The sequence below is a fragment of the Actinosynnema pretiosum genome, assembly GCF_002354875.1.
Classification (GTDB): Bacteria; Actinomycetota; Actinomycetes; order Mycobacteriales; family Pseudonocardiaceae; genus Actinosynnema; species Actinosynnema auranticum.
Genome location: NZ_CP023445.1, coordinates 7,556,598 through 7,571,956, shown reverse-complemented (window position 1 = coordinate 7,571,956; position 15,359 = coordinate 7,556,598). Strand labels below are relative to the sequence as shown.

The 15,359-nt window shown below is 72.4% G+C and carries 9 protein-coding genes; 4 read left to right on the top strand and 5 right to left on the bottom strand.

The annotated features are described in order from the left end of the window. Positions 1 to 124: 124 nt before the first annotated feature. The 3 genes from CNX65_RS32285 to eccE all read right to left on the bottom strand — a co-directional run bounded on the left by CNX65_RS32285 (position 125) and on the right by eccE (position 4,047). Positions 125 to 1,684, bottom strand: coding sequence for a S8 family peptidase (locus CNX65_RS32285; protein ID WP_096497112.1), 1,560 nt, complete (start codon positions 1,682 to 1,684; stop codon positions 125 to 127). A 312-nt stretch (positions 1,685 to 1,996) separates the two neighbouring features. Further along, positions 1,997 to 2,722, bottom strand: a complete 726-nt coding sequence (locus tag CNX65_RS32280) for a hypothetical protein (RefSeq protein ID WP_096497111.1) — start codon at positions 2,720 to 2,722, stop codon at positions 1,997 to 1,999. After that, positions 2,719 to 4,047, bottom strand: coding sequence for a type VII secretion protein EccE (gene eccE, locus CNX65_RS32275; protein WP_096497110.1), 1,329 nt, complete (start codon positions 4,045 to 4,047; stop codon positions 2,719 to 2,721). Before eccE ends, CNX65_RS32280 begins: the two co-directional genes overlap by 4 nt. Before the next feature lie 233 nt (positions 4,048 to 4,280). On the opposite strand from eccE, the gene eccB reads away from it, so the two are divergent. The 3 genes from eccB (at position 4,281) to CNX65_RS35870 (ending at position 7,960) form a co-directional block, all read left to right on the top strand. Then, a complete protein-coding gene (eccB, locus tag CNX65_RS32270; protein WP_096497109.1) occupies positions 4,281 to 5,903 on the top strand; it encodes a type VII secretion protein EccB in 1,623 nt (540 codons plus the stop codon). A 570-nt stretch (positions 5,904 to 6,473) separates the two neighbouring features. Next, a complete protein-coding gene (locus tag CNX65_RS32265) occupies positions 6,474 to 6,818 on the top strand; it encodes a hypothetical protein (protein ID WP_015805257.1) in 345 nt (114 codons plus the stop codon). 14 nt (positions 6,819 to 6,832) lie between these two features. Next, entirely contained in the window at positions 6,833 to 7,960 is a 1,128-nt protein-coding gene (locus tag CNX65_RS35870) for a WXG100 family type VII secretion target (protein ID WP_157767934.1), read from the top strand. Between the two features lie 201 nt (positions 7,961 to 8,161). Here CNX65_RS35870 and mycP read toward each other — a convergent pair whose 3' ends face one another. Together mycP and eccD are read right to left on the bottom strand one after the other, a co-directional pair. Continuing rightward, the gene (gene mycP / locus CNX65_RS32255) at positions 8,162 to 9,640 is read right to left on the bottom strand and encodes a type VII secretion-associated serine protease mycosin (protein ID WP_096497108.1); all 1,479 of its coding nucleotides are present in this window, start codon (positions 9,638 to 9,640) and stop codon (positions 8,162 to 8,164) included. Between the two features lie 11 nt (positions 9,641 to 9,651). Continuing rightward, positions 9,652 to 11,046, bottom strand: a complete 1,395-nt coding sequence (gene eccD / locus CNX65_RS32250; protein ID WP_096497107.1) for a type VII secretion integral membrane protein EccD — start codon at positions 11,044 to 11,046, stop codon at positions 9,652 to 9,654. Positions 11,047 to 11,328: 282 nt separating this feature from the next. Between eccD and eccCa the strand changes: the two genes are divergently transcribed. After that, positions 11,329 to 15,333, top strand: a complete 4,005-nt coding sequence (gene eccCa / locus CNX65_RS32245; RefSeq protein WP_096497106.1) for a type VII secretion protein EccCa — start codon at positions 11,329 to 11,331, stop codon at positions 15,331 to 15,333. Positions 15,334 to 15,359 lie beyond the last annotated feature (26 nt).

Below are 15,359 nucleotides of genomic sequence, written 5' to 3'. Positions count from 1 at the left end.
GCGGTCCGTCCCGCCCCCGAGGGCAGTCGCTTTCAGCGGGTCGTCACGCTTCAGACGGCGACCCTCCCGGCCGCCTGCGGGCCGCTCCGCGACCCGCCCCCCGGAGTCGCTCAACCAGCGTTGGCTACAGGTTCAGCGTCCACCCGTCGATGAACCCGGTGTCCTGCGGGAAGTGGTCCCGAGCCCGCAGCTGCCAGGTGCCGTTCGCGGTCTCCGAGGACAGGTTCAGCCGGTAGGTCGCGGTCAGGTCGTCCGCGCTGTCCGCGCTGGAGTGCACCTTCAGCTGCTGCACCACCCCGGACGGCGTGATCAGGTCCAGCGACAGGTCGCCCCGGTAGGTGTGCTTCACCCGCACGTCGACCGACGAGCTCGCGCCCGCCCTCCCGGCGCAGCCGCTGATGGTGATCGAGCTGGTGGCCGAGCCCAGGTCCGGCACGGCGACGTCCTCGTCGTTCACCACGCCGCGGCAGCCGGTCGGCGGCACGGCGGGCTCGCCGATGACCCTGAGCAGCTTGTTCGGCGACCCGGCTCCGGGGTTGGTGACCAGGCCCGGCGTGGCGGCCTCGACCAGCGCGTCGCGGACCTGCTGCGGCGTCGCCGTCTGGTTCGCGGCCAGGTAGACCGCGACCGCGCCCGCGACGTGCGGGGTGGCCATGGAGGTGCCGCTGATGGTGTTGGTGGCCGTGTCGTTGGTCAGCCAGGCCGAGGTGATGTCCGTGCCGGGCGCGTAGACGTCCAGACAGGTCCCGATGTTGGAGAAGTCGGAGCGGGCGTCGGTGCGGGCCGTCGAGCCGACCGTGATGGCCTCGGGGGTGCGGGCGGGCGAGCGGGTGCAGGCGTCGCCGCCGTAGTTGTTGCCCGCCGCCAGCGCGTAGACCACGCCGGAGGCGATGGAGCCGCGCACCGCCTGGTCCAGCGCGTCGTTGGCCCCGCCGCCCAGGCTCATGTTGGCCACGGCGGGCTTCACCGCGTTCGCGGTCACCCAGTCCACGCCGGCGATGACCTGCGCCCAGGTGCCCTCGCCCGCGCAGTCCAGCACCCGCACGCCGACCAGCGACACCCGCTTGGCCACGCCGTGCGCGGCGCCGCCGATCGTGCCGGACACGTGCGTGCCGTGGCCGTCGCAGTCCGAGGCGTCGTCGTCGTTGTCGACGGTGTCCCTGCCGGAGGTGGCCCGGCCGCCGAAGTCGTTGTGCGAGAAGCGGATGCCGGTGTCGATGACGTACGCGGTGACGCCCTCGCCGCCGTTCGGGTAGGTGTACGAGCCGTCCAGCGGCAGCGGCCCCTGGTCGACCCGGTCGACGCCCCACGAGGGCACCGGGGACTGCGTGTCGGCGACCCGCACGACCGCGTCCTGCTCGACGTAGTCGACCGCCGGGTCGGCGGCCAGCTCCCGCGCCTGCTTCTCGCTCATCCGCGCGGAGAAGCCCTTCAGGGCACTGCGGTAGGTCCGCTCGACCCGCGCGCCGTACTTGCCGCCCAAGGTGCTCGCGGCGACCCCGGCGTCGCCCTTCAGCACCACGATGTAGCTGTCCGCGATGGCGTTCTCCGCGCCCAGCCCCCGCAGGTCGCCCCCGGCCGCCGAGGCGGGCGCCGCCACCAGCGCCGCCGCGACCGCCCACGCCGTCGCCGAGGCCAGCCCGATCCCGACCGCCCGTCTGACCGCTGTCCCGCGAACGTCCATGCCGGTTTCCCCTCTCGCCGGGCGTGCCCTGGCCACTGCCGGAGCGCAACCGGCCGGGCACGATCCGTTAGTTCGTAGCCGGCGGGGGGAGAGCCGCGCAAGGACCCGGAGGGGAAGTCAGGCTAATGCCCGCTCTCCGGCGTCCGGCTGACTGCGGGAAGCCGCTTTCGTGCGGTCACAGCGTTTCCACGACCGAAACACCGTCGTTTCGGGAACCGCGCGGCCAGGGGAACCCGACCGGCACAGGGGAAGCGCCCCGGAGCACTGGGCTCCGGGGCGCTTCGAGGCGGTCGGCCGCGATCGGCGGCGGGGTCAGTCGCCCCGGCGCACCGCGCCCAGGATCTGCTGCTCGGCCGGGTTCGTGACCAGGCGCAGCGGCATCCACAGGTTGAAGCCCGCGGCGATCACCTGGTCGTCCTTGAGCGTGGTCAGCTGCTGCGCCAGCTGCGGCGGCCTGCGCATCGTCTGGCACACCTGCTGCGCCTGCTGGATCGGCATCCGCTGGAACAGCACCAGCTCCGAGTTGACGATCGTGCTGGACGCCTGCGGGTGCAGGTAGGGCAGCACGTACATCGTCGTCTGCCACGGCGAGCGCGGCGGGAACAGCTCCTGCGGCACGTGGCCGCCGTCGTGCAGCACCAGCACCGGGCTGTCCTCGGACGGCCGGGGCAGCTCGACCGGGCTCAGCCTGCGCAGCTGCACCGGCGAGTTCCGGTCCTCCGGGTTGGCTCCGGTCGCCTGGATCACCGGCGCCCACGCGCGCGGGCGCCCGGTCGCGATCACCACGGTGGCCCCGGTCGCGGCGGCCCGCAGCGCGATCTGCCGCGCCAGGTACAGGCCGCCCACCATCGCCATGCGGGTCGGGGCGTTGCGCAGCACGGAGACCGTCACCGGCTCGCCCTGCGGGCCGGAGCCGAAGATCATGCCGCCGCGCTCGCCGGAGGGGCTGGTGATGTCCAGCAGCTTCGGGTCCACCAGGAACTCGGGCGCGACGCCCTTGCCGACGCCCCGGTTGTCCAGCAGTCGGGAGTTGGTCACGCGACGCCCCCCAGCGGGAGGGTCGCGGACAGCCCCGCGGCCTGCATCCCGTTCAGCGGGGTCAGGGTGATGTCCAGCTTGTCCGACATCGCCTTGAGCTTGCTGTCGGCGGTGTCGAGCTGCGCCTGGTTGCGGGCGCTGACCCGCACGAGGCCGCGCAGGCCGACCCGGCCCTCCTCGCTGCTCGGCGAGATCGACATGGACAGCGTGGACGACAGCGCGCGCACACCGGTCAGGCCGTTCAGGTTGGCGCGCATCCCCTTGGACGGCCAGCCGGTGATGGCGTAGCTGGAGTGGCCGACGCCGCCCGCCGAGACGCCCGACCACTTCTCGCGCAGCGACACCGGGTTCGCCGAGCCCGCGACCGAGGTCAGCTCGGCGGCCGAGATGCCCGCGCGGATCAGCTCGTCGGCGTCCAGCGGCCGGATGGACACGCCGACGGACTCCAGCGCGTTGCGGACGCGGGACAGCGCGCCGATGAGGGCGCGGTGCGCGCCCACGACACCGCCGCCGCGCTCCCGGATCGCCGCGGCGCAGCGCTTCGGGTCCAGCCGCACGGCGATCCAGGTGGTGCGCCGGGACGCGGTGGGCAGCGGGCCCAGCAGCTCCAGGTACGAGGTCAGCGCGGGCGAGTTCGCGGACAGCGAGGCGCTGCCGGGGTAGCAGTGCCAGATCACCGAGATGGCGTCCAGCACCACGCCGCGGTCCTCCAGGCACGGGACCAGCGCGCCCAGCGGCAGGTTCGGCGCGCTGCCGACCGGGTTGATCAGGCCGGGCGTCGGGTCGACCAGCAGCACGGCGGTCCAGGCGCCCTGGTGCCAGGCCAGGCCCAGCGGCCTGCGCTCGTGGTCGACGCCCTTCGCGATCACCAGGTCCGGCACGGCCAGGCGCAGCAGCGCGACCCTCGGGTCCTCGGGGCCGACGACGGAGGACTCCTCCGCCTGCGGCTTGGACTCGGCGGGCGCGTCGGTCTTGGCGGTGCGGCTGTGCGAGCGCGTGTTGTAGCGCGCGACCAGGACGATCCACTGGGTCAGCCAGCGCCCGCGCGACCGGGCGAACGCCAGGACCAGGGCGACCAGCAGCACGCCACCGGCGGAGTACATCAGGACCGGGTCGATGCCGTCCCCGGTGGCGCCGATGGCGAGCAGGAGCAGGCCGATGGCGAAGCCGACCTCGAGGACGACCAGGTTGGCGACCGGCAGCGAGCCGAGGCTCGAACCGGAGGCGCGCCTGCGGGCGCGCAGAGCGGAGGCGGGCACCGCCTGCGCGCCACCACCGGCCGGGCCGGGACGGCCCTGGGGCGGGGGCTGCGGGGGGCGGGGCATCCCTGGCCTGGGCGGCTGCCCCCGGCCGGGGCCCTGCCCCGGTCCAGGGCGAGGAGTGGTCACGGACATCCGATCTGGTCTCTTTCCCCTCGGTGTTCAGTGCGCCTCGGGCGGCGAGGAGGATGCCGGTTCGAGTGTCACCCTGTGGGGTCTTCACGATCCCGCGTACGGGTTACCTCTGCTCCGGCTATCGTGCAGAACCGTACCGCGACTGGGAGAGCAGCGAGCCGAGAATGGCATCAACACCCACCACCAAGTCACAGGTCCAGGCGTACCGCTTCGTGCTGCGCCGGATGCAGTCAGCCCTGGTGCGCCGAGACGCCGTCATGCTGCACGACCCGATGCGCACGCACTCACGTGCGACCGCGGTCGGGGTGCTGCTCGGCGTCATCGGCCTCCTCGGCTTCATGGTCTACGGCTTCTTCTCGCCCGACCCCCAGGTCGACGACCAGACGCAGATCGCCATCAGCAAGGAGACCGGCCAGGTCTACGTGGTCCAGAACAACCCCAAGGTCCTGGTCCCCATGACGAACCTGGCGTCCGCGCGGCTGCTGCTGTTCCAGCAGTCCTCGCCTGACCAGTCCCAGGGGGCCGTGGGCGGCGGCGACGCGGCGAGCACGGGCGGCGGGGCCGCGGGCGGCGAGCCCAAGCTGGTGAGCGAGAAGGCGCTGGCCAAGCTGCCCAAGGGGCGGCTGACCGGCATCCCGGACGGGCCGGACGTGCTGCCCGCCGACCCGGCGGGCCGCATCGGCTCGGAGTGGTCGGTGTGCGACCGGCTCGACCTGGACGACACGCTCAACAACCCCGCGTCCAAGGGCAAGTTCGAGACCACGGTCCTCGCGGGCGTCAGCGGCGGCGGTTCGCTGCTCGACGGCAACAAGGCGCTGCTGGTCAAGGCGGGCGCGGACGACGCGGCGACCTACCTGGTCTACAAGGCGCCGGTGAACTCCAAGATCACCTCCACCAGCACCGTGCGGGCGAAGGTCGACCTGACCAAGCCCGAGGTGCGCAACGCGCTGAACCTGACCGGCAAGGAGCCCAGGGCGGTCAGCGTCGGCCTGCTCAACGCGATCCCCGAGGCGAAGGAGCTCGTCGCCCCGAAGATCGAGAGCCAGGGCACCGCGATCGACTACGTCACGGGCGAGAAGCTGAAGGTCGGCGACGTCATCGAGGTCGAGCGCACCGGTGAGAGCTCGGTGTTCTACGTGGCGCTCAAGGACGGCCTGCAGGAGATCAGCAAGGCGTCCGGCGACCTGATCAGGGCGAGCCGCGAGCAGGGCTCCCCCAAGCCGGTCGACATCGCCAAGATCAACGAGTCCCTGCGCCCCGCCAACCCGCTCGACCTGCTCGACTACCCGAGCGAGGTGCCGGACGTCCTGGTGCCCAACCAGAACAACGTCGTGGTCTGCCTCGGGTGGAGCGCGAAGGACGTGAACGCGGGCAACAAGTCGCAGCACACCCAGGTGACCATCGCGCCGTCGCTGCCCACGCAGAACACGTCGGTGCCGGTGCGGATCAACCAGGTCGGCGCGACCGGCGAGGTCGTGGACTACTTCGTCATGGCCTCCGGCAAGTCGGCCGTGGTCCGCTCGGCGACGTCCACCCAGGACTTCGGCAGCGGCCCGATCCACATCATCACCGGCCGGGGCGTGAAGTACGGCGTCCCGGACTCGGCGACGGCCGCCGCGCTCGGCCTCGGGCAGGACGGCTTCGCGCCGGGGCCCGAGTCGATCCTGCGGCTGCTGCCCAACGGGCCGCAGATGAACCGGAACGACGCGTCGCGGAGCTGGGACTCCATCCCGACGGACAAGAGCCTCGGGACGCTTCCGGGGAACAACCAGGCGGCGGGCGGCTGACCCCGCCCCGGCCTCCGGGGGCGCGCTGGTGCGGACCAGCGCGCGACCGGGGGGCCGCACCAGTCGCGTGACGTCGGGCCCGGCAGATGCCGGGCCCGATGTTTGTTTTGGGGGTGGGGTGGGGCGGGGTGGGCGTGTGTTTGGGGCGGGGTGGGGGGGGGTGACCTGGGCTCGGGGGTGGGGGCTGGGGTTGGCTTGGGCTTGGGAGTGGGAGTGGGAGTGGGTGGGGCTGACCTGCGCTTGGGGCGGGGGACGCTGGGCTGACCTGCGCTGGGGACGGGGGCGGCTGGGGCGGACGTGTGTTTGGGGGCGGGGGATGGGGCTGACCTGCGCTTGAGGGTGGGGGACGCTGGGGCGGCTGGGGCGGATGTGTGTTGGGGAGTAAGGGCAACCAGGCCCGATGTGCGTTGGGGGCGGGTGGGAGAGGGGCGTGCGGTGGCGCGGTGGTCAGGGGGAGGTGTGCACGAGGGGGTGGGTTGTCCTTTTTGGGGTTCCGGAAGCTCGCTCGCTCGCTTCCGGGGAACCACCCACCCCACCTGTTCGTCTGAGGGGGGAGGTCTGGGGGCGAACGTGGTCGAGCAGGTGGGCAGGGGCAGCGGGAAGGTCGAGGTCGACGCCCGCTGGTTGGAGCTGTACGCGCGGCGGGTCGGCGAGGCCGCCGACGAGCTGGGGAAGGCGCGCGACGAGCTGCGCTCGGGGCCGACGCTCACCACGGCGTTCGGCGACCTCGGGCGCTCCCTGCGCAGCGCCGAGTCCTACCGGCGCGCCGCCGAGGTGCTGAACCAGCAGCTCGACCGGGCCTGCGGGACGCTCGGCTCGGCGGCCGAGGGGCTGGCCGCGGTGGCCGACAGCTACGGCGGGCAGGACGAGGAAGTGGTGGCGATGCTCCGCGCCGTCGAGCGGCAGCAGGGCTAGCGGGAGGACCGGGGATGGCGCGCGAGGACGGCCACCAGATCGCCGCGAGGATCGAGCCGGAGCTGGACTACCTGTCCGGCATCAGCCGCAGGCTCGGCGCGCGCGACCTGGTCGAGGAGTACTTCCAGCCCGTCGTGGGCCAGTGGGCCGACCTGCACGCGGAGGCGGAGCGCTGGCGCCGTGCCGGGCTCGTCGCCGAGCACGTCACCCGCGACCTGACCAAGCCGCTGGGCAAGCTCGACTCGGCCTGGCAGGGCGCGGACGCCGAGTCGTTCGTCCGGCACATGCAGCAGGTCGGGCTGGCCGGGCACGACCTGTCCGACGCCATGAACGTCATGGGCGACGCGCTCGACGCGACCGCCGACGGGGTGCGCGGGGCCGTGGAGGAGATGGCCTCGCTGTTCGCCGACGCGGCGGAGGCGGTGTCGGCCGCCGCCGCGCTCCCGGTGGACGGGGACCGCAGGGCGCTCCAGCACCTGGAGGAGCTGCGCGACCCGGCCCGCGAGCTGCACGAGTCGGTGCGGGACATGCTGGAGGGGTTCCTGCGGCTGTGCGACTCGGTGTCCGGCGAGGGCGCGGACGGGTTCGCGGAGGTGCGGATGGACCACCGGTTCCCCGAGCAGGACTGGACGTCGTCGACGCTCGCGGGGAAGAAGACCGCCCCGGACGCCGCAGAGACCGGGAAGGCGGCCGAAAAGGCCGCTGAGGAGCCCGCTGAGCCCGTCGCGGAGGCCGGGACGGGGAAAGCCTCGTCCGGCGGTGGTGGCGCGGTGGGCGCCGGTTCCGGCGGTGGCGGCTCGGTGAGCGGCCTCGGTGGCGGCGGCGGCTCCCTCCCGCTGGGGCCCGCGCCGGGCTCCGGGGGCTCCCACGGGCAGCTGCAGCCCGGCGGCTACAGCGCCGTCGCCGAACAGGGCGGCGGCCCGGCCACCAGGACTGCGGCGGCTGCGGGCGGCGGAGGAGCCGGTGCGGCGGGCGGCGCGGGCGGCATGGGGATGATGGGCGGCGGCATGGTGGGCGGCGCTCCCGGCGGCCAGCAGGGCGGCGAGAAGGAGCACAAGTCCAAGTTCCGGCTCACCGGCACCATCGAAGAGGTCTACGGGAAGCCGAAGCGGAGCGCGCCGCCGGTGCTCGGCGAGGACTGACCCGGTTGGCGGAGCGGTGTCGGCCGCTGCGGGAAAATTCACCACAATCGCTTCGGCTTGCCGAAGGAAAGTTCCACCCCTTGGGGCGACCAATACCGCCAGCAGTGGGTGTCGCGGTCACCGCGCGTGACGAAAAACCCCCTTCACGAGAAAAGGGCCGTCGGGAGGAACTCCTCCCGACGGCCCTTTTCCGCTGTCGTGTCAGAAAGCCGACTTCACCGGTTTCCGCTCCCGGTTCCGGCCCACCGTGTGGACGACGAACAGGGTCAGCAGCAGCGCCCCCACCCCGATCCCGGTGCCCGCCAGCGCCACGATCATCGGCGTCCTGCTCGGCGGGGCCCCGGTGTTCAGGTCGGTGAAGATCTGCTCCGGGTTCTCCGGCTTCGCCCCCGCCTGCTCCAGCGGCAGCTCGGCCGTCAGCGCGGCGATCGGGTTCACCATGCCCGCGCCCACCTTGTGGTCGCTGCCACCGGGGTTGCCGGGGTGCTGGGCCGTCGACTTGATCCGGTCCATCACCTGGTGCGCGTTCAGCTCGGGGAAGCGCTCGCGCACCATCGCGACCACGCCCGCCACGTACGGCGCGGCGAAGCTGGTGCCCTGGATGCGCGCGGCCTGGCCGTTCTGGTCCACCGTCGCGTTGGTCAGGCCGCTGCCCGCCGGGTCCAGCGTGACGATGTCCTCGCCGGGCGCCGCGACGCTCACCCACGGGCCCCACACCGAGAAGGACGACACCCCGCCCTGCTGGCTCATGGACGCCACCGACAGCACGTCGTCGGCGTACCAGGGCGGCGAGGCGACGACCTTGACCGTCTCGGGGTCCGCGTTGTCGTTCTGGCTCGCGCACCCGCTGGACTTGCTGTTCGGGTCGCTCGCCACCAGGTTGCCCGCCGCCGTGACGATGACGGCGTCCTTGGTGTTGACCGCCCAGTCGATCGCGGCCTGGAGCTGCTTCTCCTGGGCGCTGGAGCCGTTCGGGTTCGGCGTCTCGCACGCGGTCAGCGAGATGTTGATGACGTCCGCGCCGTCCTCGGCGGCCTTCACGATGGCGCGGGCCAGCGTGCCCACCTTGCCCGCCGTGGGCCTGCTGTCCTGCTTGGCGGGGTCGTCGAACTTGTAGTGCGCGCTGGTCTGCCGGTAGGCCAGGATCTGCGCCTCCGGCGCGGCCCCGACGAAGCCCGTCTCCGGGTCCCGCCCGGCCGCCGCGACGCCCGCCACCTCGGTGCCGTGGCCGTCGCAGTCGACCGCGCCGTTGCCCTCGTTCTTGCCGACGTAGTCGCCGCCCGCCTGGACCCGGCCCTCCAGCCTGGGCTGCTTGCCGTTCACGCCGGTGTCGATGACGGCCAGCTTGATGCCCCTGCCGGTGGCGAAGCGGTGCGCCTCCTCCAGCCGCAGCTGCATCTGGCCCCACGGCTTCTCGGCGATCTTCTGGTTGCCGGTGCTGGAGGTGATGCAGGACAGGTGCTGCTTGTAGTCCACGTCCGGGCTGGCCGCGCCGACGGCCGGTCGCGCGCCCTTGTCCAGCGGCGGCGGCTGCGAGTTCGGCGCCTTCTTGGTGGTGCTGCTCGGCGCGCTGCTCGACGGGCTGCCGCTCCCCGCGGGCTGGGCGAGCGCGCCCGGCGCGGTGAGCAGGGTCATGGCCACGGCCGTGACCGCCGCGGCCCTGCGGGTCGTGCGTCGCATGGTCACCAACCTCAGGCCGGGAGGAGCTGGCGCATGACCACGTACATGTCCATGACGGCGAGCGCCAGCGGGAGCACGGCCGCGATCAGGATGGCCTCCAGCACGTCCACGGTGCGGCGCAGCACCGGGGAGAACTTCTGCTGCGGGAAGATCACGCCGAGCACCAGCGACACCGCGCCGACCAGGATCAGCGCGCCGAAGACGAACAGCAGCCGGTCGCCGGGCGAGGACTGCACCAGCCAGCCGACCAGCACGCCCGCGCCCGCGAACATGCCGCTCACCAGCAGCGCGACCGCCTGGGCCCCGTTGGCGTAGGCCCGGCCGCGCAGCAGCAGCACGAGGGTGACCACGATCGCCAGGATCGGGCCGAACACCGTGCCGTCACCGGCGGCGATGACCGCGAACAGCGCCGCGACGCCGCCACAGCCGATGATCATGCCGGTCAGGTACTCGTGGGCGTTCGCCGTGCGCCGCTCGATGACCGCGTACTCCGGGAAGCCGGTGTCCTCCTTCAGGTCCTCCGCGTTCGTGGGGACCATGGGGAGGGGCAGCTTCGCGAGCTGGATGGTCAGCCTGGGCAGCGCGGACAGCGCGGCCAGGCTCACCGCCGAGGTGGCGGCGGCGATGCCGACCATCGGGTGCTCGACGAACAGCCCGATCAGGAACGCCACCGCGCTCAGCGCGCCCGCCGTGGCCGCGGCGATGAACACCGTGATGCCCCGGCCGATGAGCAGGATCGCCACCGAGGCGAAGATCAGCACCAGCACGCTGGCCAGCAGCAGGTTCGCCATGCCCACCGGGCCGGGGACCGCGTAGAGCCCGGCCACGTAGGCCATGGGCAGGCTGCCCGCCGCGACGATCAGCACGCCCGTTCCGGTCGCCGAGTAGGACCGCGCCACGACCGTGCCCGCCGCGATCGCGACGATGGCCGCGATGCCCGCGCTGATGGCGGCGGCCAGGCTCGTGCCACCGCCCACCGGGCCCGCCATCAGCACCGCGACGGCGGCGGCGGCGAGGCCGAGCGCGCCCGCGATGTGGCCGTACTTGCGGGCGGTCTCCTTGGTCCACGGCCGGTAGCTGTCCGGGTCGGACTCCGCGATCGCGTCGACGACGTCGTCGTACAGCGGAGGGGGAGGGTTCTCGTTGCGCTTGCGCAGCTGGAGCAGCTCGCCGTCCACGACCCCCAGCGACGCCAGCGTGCGGCCGGGGTCGAGCGGGCTGTCGCCCAGCTTCGCCAGGCACCACCCGCCGTGGCGCACGCCACCGTCGGGCGTCGCCTCCTTGGCCATGTCGAGCAGCATCGGCAGCAGGTCGGCCACCGCGACGTCGGCGGGAAGCGCGACGTCGATACGCGTTCGCGGCGCCACCACCGTCACCCGGCTGAACACCGTCGTACCGGTCGCCACCAGCGCCCCCTAATTCCTGGAAGAGTGTGTGCTTGCGGGTCGCCCGACCCTATTCGGCGACCTCGACGCCGACCGGGCGGCCCCAAGTATGGCCCCAGCGGTCCCACCCGTAGGTCGCTTCGGGTGAAGCCGTTGCCGGTTGTTTTCCCGGACCCACCGACGTGGCGCGCCGTGATGCGCCATAGTGTCGGTTGCCGGTCGGCCGGGCGTCAGCGCCCGTGGTCTGGGCCGAAGAGCCCGTGCCAGGCGATGGTCTTACTAGTTGTGTGAGGTGCCTGTTCGGTGAGCACGCTGCAGTTCAAGCGCATGGCGCGCCTCGCTGCGCCCCGGCCGCCCGGCGGTGAGGTCCACCTCGAACCGCCGCCCGAGGTGCCCCGCGTCATCCCCGGCAACATCATGATGAAGGCGATGCCCGTCGTCATGATCATCTCGTCCGTGGGCATGATGGCGCTGATGTTCACGTACAGCAATCGGAGCCCGGCGGCGATGATCATGCCGGGGATGATGCTGGTGTCGACCATCGGCATGATGGCCAGCGGCATGGGCTCGGGGAAGGGCCAGAAGAAGGCCGAGATGAACGAGGACCGCAAGGACTACCTGCGGTACCTCGGCCAGATGCGCGACCGCGCGCGCGAGGCCGCCGACGAGCAGCGCGCCGAGCGCGAGTGGGTCCACCCCGACCCGCAGATGCTCTGGTCGCTCGCCACCACGCGGCGCATGTGGGAGCGCAGGCAGTCCGACCCGGACTTCTGCCACCTGCGCGCGGGCCGCGGCTCGCAGCGGCTGGCCACCCGGCTCGTCCCGCCGCAGACCGGCCCCGTCGAGGAGCTGGAGCCCATCGCGACCCTGGCGCTGCGCCGCTTCGTGCGCGCCCACTCGCTGGTGCCGGACCTGCCCATCTCGATCGCGCTGCGCGGCTTCGCCGCCGTCGGCCTGATCGGCGAGGTCAACGAGAAGCGCGGCCTCGCCCGCGCCCTCATCGCGCAGATGGCGACCTTCCACTCGCCCGACGACCTGCTCATCGCGGTCGTCACCACCGGCCGCACCAAGGCCGAGTGGGAGTGGGCGAAGTGGCTGCCGCACGTGCAGCACCCGTCGATCGTCGACGGCATCGGCCAGCTGCGCATGATGGCCAGCTCGCTCGCCGAGGTCGAGGCGATGCTGGACGAGCAGCTGCGCGAGCGCCAGCGGTTCACCCGCAACGCCCCGCCGCCCAGCGACCAGCCGCACATCGTCATCGTCATCGACGACGGCGACGTGACCAGGGAGGAGCAGATCCTCCTCGAGGAGGGCCTGGTCGGCGTCACCCTGCTCGACCTGTCCGAGTCCCTGGGCAACCTGACCGCCCGGCGCGGCCTGCGCCTGGTGATCGAGGACGGCAAGCTCGGCGCCCGCAGCGCCAGCGGCGTCGAGTGGTTCGGCGGCCCGGACTCGCTCAGCATCACCGAGGTCGAGGCGCTGGCCCGCAGGCTCTCCCCGTACCGCATCGGGGGCATGGGCGACGCGGGCGGCGACACCGAGGACCCGCTGTCGGCCAACCCGGCCCTGCTGGAGCTGCTCGGCATCCCCGGCGACCCGATGACCTTCGACGTGCAGCAGGCCTGGCGCCCGCGCCCCATGCACGACCGGTACCGCGTGCCGTTCGGCATCGGCGAGTTCGGCCAGGCCGTCGAGCTGGACATCAAGGAGGCGGCCGAGAACGGCATGGGCCCGCACGGCCTGTGCATCGGCGCCACCGGTTCCGGCAAGTCCGAGTTCCTGCGCACCCTCGTGCTCGGCCTGCTGGCCACGCACTCGTCGACCGCGCTCAACATGATCCTGGTCGACTTCAAGGGCGGCGCGACGTTCCTCGGCCTGGACGACGCGCCGCACGTCGCCGCCACGATCACCAACCTGGCGGGCGACCTGACCCTCGTCGACCGCATGAAGGACGCGATCGCCGGTGAGGTGTCCCGCCGCCAGGAGGTCCTGGCGAAGGGCAACTACAAGAACGTCTGGGACTACGAGAAGGCCCGCGAGAACGGCGCCGACCTCGACCCGCTGCCCGCGCTGTTCATCTGCATCGACGAGTTCTCCGAGATGCTGACGGCCAAGCCGGACTTCATCGACATCTTCCTCCAGATCGGCCGCGTCGGCCGGTCGCTGCAGATGCACATGCTCCTGGCGTCGCAGCGCCTGGAGGAGGGCAAGCTGCGCGGCCTCGACACGTACCTGTCGTACCGGATCGGTCTGAAGACCTTCTCCCCGGCGGAGTCGCGCGCCGCGATCGGCGTCCCCGACGCCTACGAGCTGCCGCCCATCCCCGGTTCCGGCTACCTGTCGGTGCAGGGCTCCGGCCTGATCCGGTTCAAGGCGCTGTACGTGTCCGGCCCCTACCGCCCGGCGGGCATCCAGGTGGCGGGCCCGGCGGCCCCGGTGAGCAGCGACAAGCGCCCCCGGTACTTCGTGCCCGACTACATCGAGATCCCCAAGGAGCCCGAGCGGCCCAAGCCGCAGGTGGTCGAGGTCAAGAAGGAGCAGGAGGACAAGAACGAGGAGAGCGAGCTCGAGGTCATCGTCCGCAGGCTCAAGCACCAGGGCCCGGACGCCCACGAGGTGTGGCTGCCGCCGCTGAACGAGCCGCCGACCCTCGACGCGATCCTCCCGCCGCTCCAGCAGACCGACGACCGGGGCCTGTGCGCGCCCGGCTACCCGGCGAACGGCAGGCTCGCCGTGCCGCTGGGCGTGGTCGACAAGCCGTTCGAGCAGCGGCGCGACGACCTGTGGGCGGACTTCTCCGGCGCGGCCGGTCACGGCGCGATCGTCGGCGGCCCGCAGTCCGGCAAGTCGATGATGCTCCGCACCCTGATCACGTCGATGGCGCTGACCCACACGCCCGAGGAGGTGCAGTTCTACTGCCTCGACCTCGGTGGTGGCACGCTCGCCTCGCTGGAGCGGCTGCCGCACGTCGGTGGCTTCGCCTCCCGGCTCGACGTGGACAAGGCGCGCCGCATGGTCGCCGAGCTGACCGGTCTGATCGCCGAGCGCGAGCTGCGGTTCCGGGCGCAGGGCATCGACTCGATGGTCGAGTTCCGCAACCGCAGGCGCCGGGGCGAGATCCGCGACGACGACTTCGGCGACGCGTTCCTCATCGTCGACGGCTGGATGAACTTCCGGCAGGAGTTCGAGGCGCTGGAGCCGATGGTCCAGGCGCTCGCCGCGCAGGGCCTGTCCTACGGCGTGCACCTCGTCGTCGCGGCCAACCGCTGGGCCGAGATCCGGCCCGCGATGAAGGACCTCCTGGGCACCCGCCTGGAGCTGCGGCTCGGCGACCCGAGCGAGTCCGACGTGGACCGCAAGGTCGCCGTCAACGTCCCGCCCGGTCGCCCCGGTCGCGGTCTGTCGCCGCAGAAGCTGCACTTCCTGGTCGCCCTGCCGCGCATCGACACCTTCTCGGACCCCGAGAGCGTGGCGGCGGGCGTGCAGGACATGATCAACAAGGTGAGCGGCTCCTGGCGCGGGCGCCACGCGCCCTCCGTGCGGCTGCTGCCCGACCTGCTGCCGTACCAGGAGCTCATGACGGCGGTCGCCACGACCAACCCGAACCGGGGCCACCTGGTCCCGATCGGCGTCAACGAGGACGAGCTGGCCCCGGTCTACCTGGACTTCGACGCCGACCCGCACTTCATGGCGCTGGCCGACGGCGAGGCGGGCAAGACCAACATGCTGCGCACCATCGTGCGCGGCATCATGAACAGCTACACCTCGAACGAGGCGCTGATCATGCTGGTCGACTACCGCCGCACGATGCTCGGGTACATCGAGACCGACCACCTGCTGTCCTACGCGGTCTCGTCCACCCAGCTGGTCGACATGATCAAGGACGTGCAGGGCTCGATGAAGGGCCGCCTGCCCGGACCGGACGTCACGCAGGACCAGCTGCGCAACCGGTCCTGGTGGAAGGGCCCCGAGCTGTTCGTCATCGTCGACGACTACGACCTGGTGGCCCCGCAGGGCAGCCAGAACCCGCTGGCCCCGCTGGCGGAGTTCATCCCGCAGGCCAAGGACGTCGGCCTGCACGTGGTCGTGGTCCGCCGCATGGGTGGCGCGTCCAGGGCCATGTACGACCCGATCCTGGGCAAGCTCCGGGAGATCTCGGCGCCGATCATGGTGGGTTCCGGTTCGAAGGAGGAGGGCGCCATCGTCGGCAACCTCAAGGCCTCGCCGCAGCCCCCCGGCCGGGGGACGCTGGTGACCCGCAAGCTGGGGCAGCAGCGCGTGCAGTTCGCCTGGATCCAGCCGGAGTAAGGGCGCTCGACCGCCGAGGACCCCGC

Bases quoted from the DNA above. Each gene is read 5' to 3' on its own strand.
- CNX65_RS35870 (WP_157767934.1), top strand. From the start codon at position 6,833: ATGGCGCGCGAGGACGGCCACCAGATCGCCGCGAGGATCGAGCCGGAG.
- CNX65_RS32285 (WP_096497112.1), bottom strand. From the start codon at position 1,684: ATGGACGTTCGCGGGACAGCGGTCAGACGGGCGGTCGGGATCGGGCTG.
- eccB (WP_096497109.1), top strand. From the start codon at position 4,281: ATGGCATCAACACCCACCACCAAGTCACAGGTCCAGGCGTACCGCTTC.
- mycP (WP_096497108.1), bottom strand. From the start codon at position 9,640: ATGCGACGCACGACCCGCAGGGCCGCGGCGGTCACGGCCGTGGCCATG.
- eccE (WP_096497110.1), bottom strand. From the start codon at position 4,047: ATGCCCCGCCCCCCGCAGCCCCCGCCCCAGGGCCGTCCCGGCCCGGCC.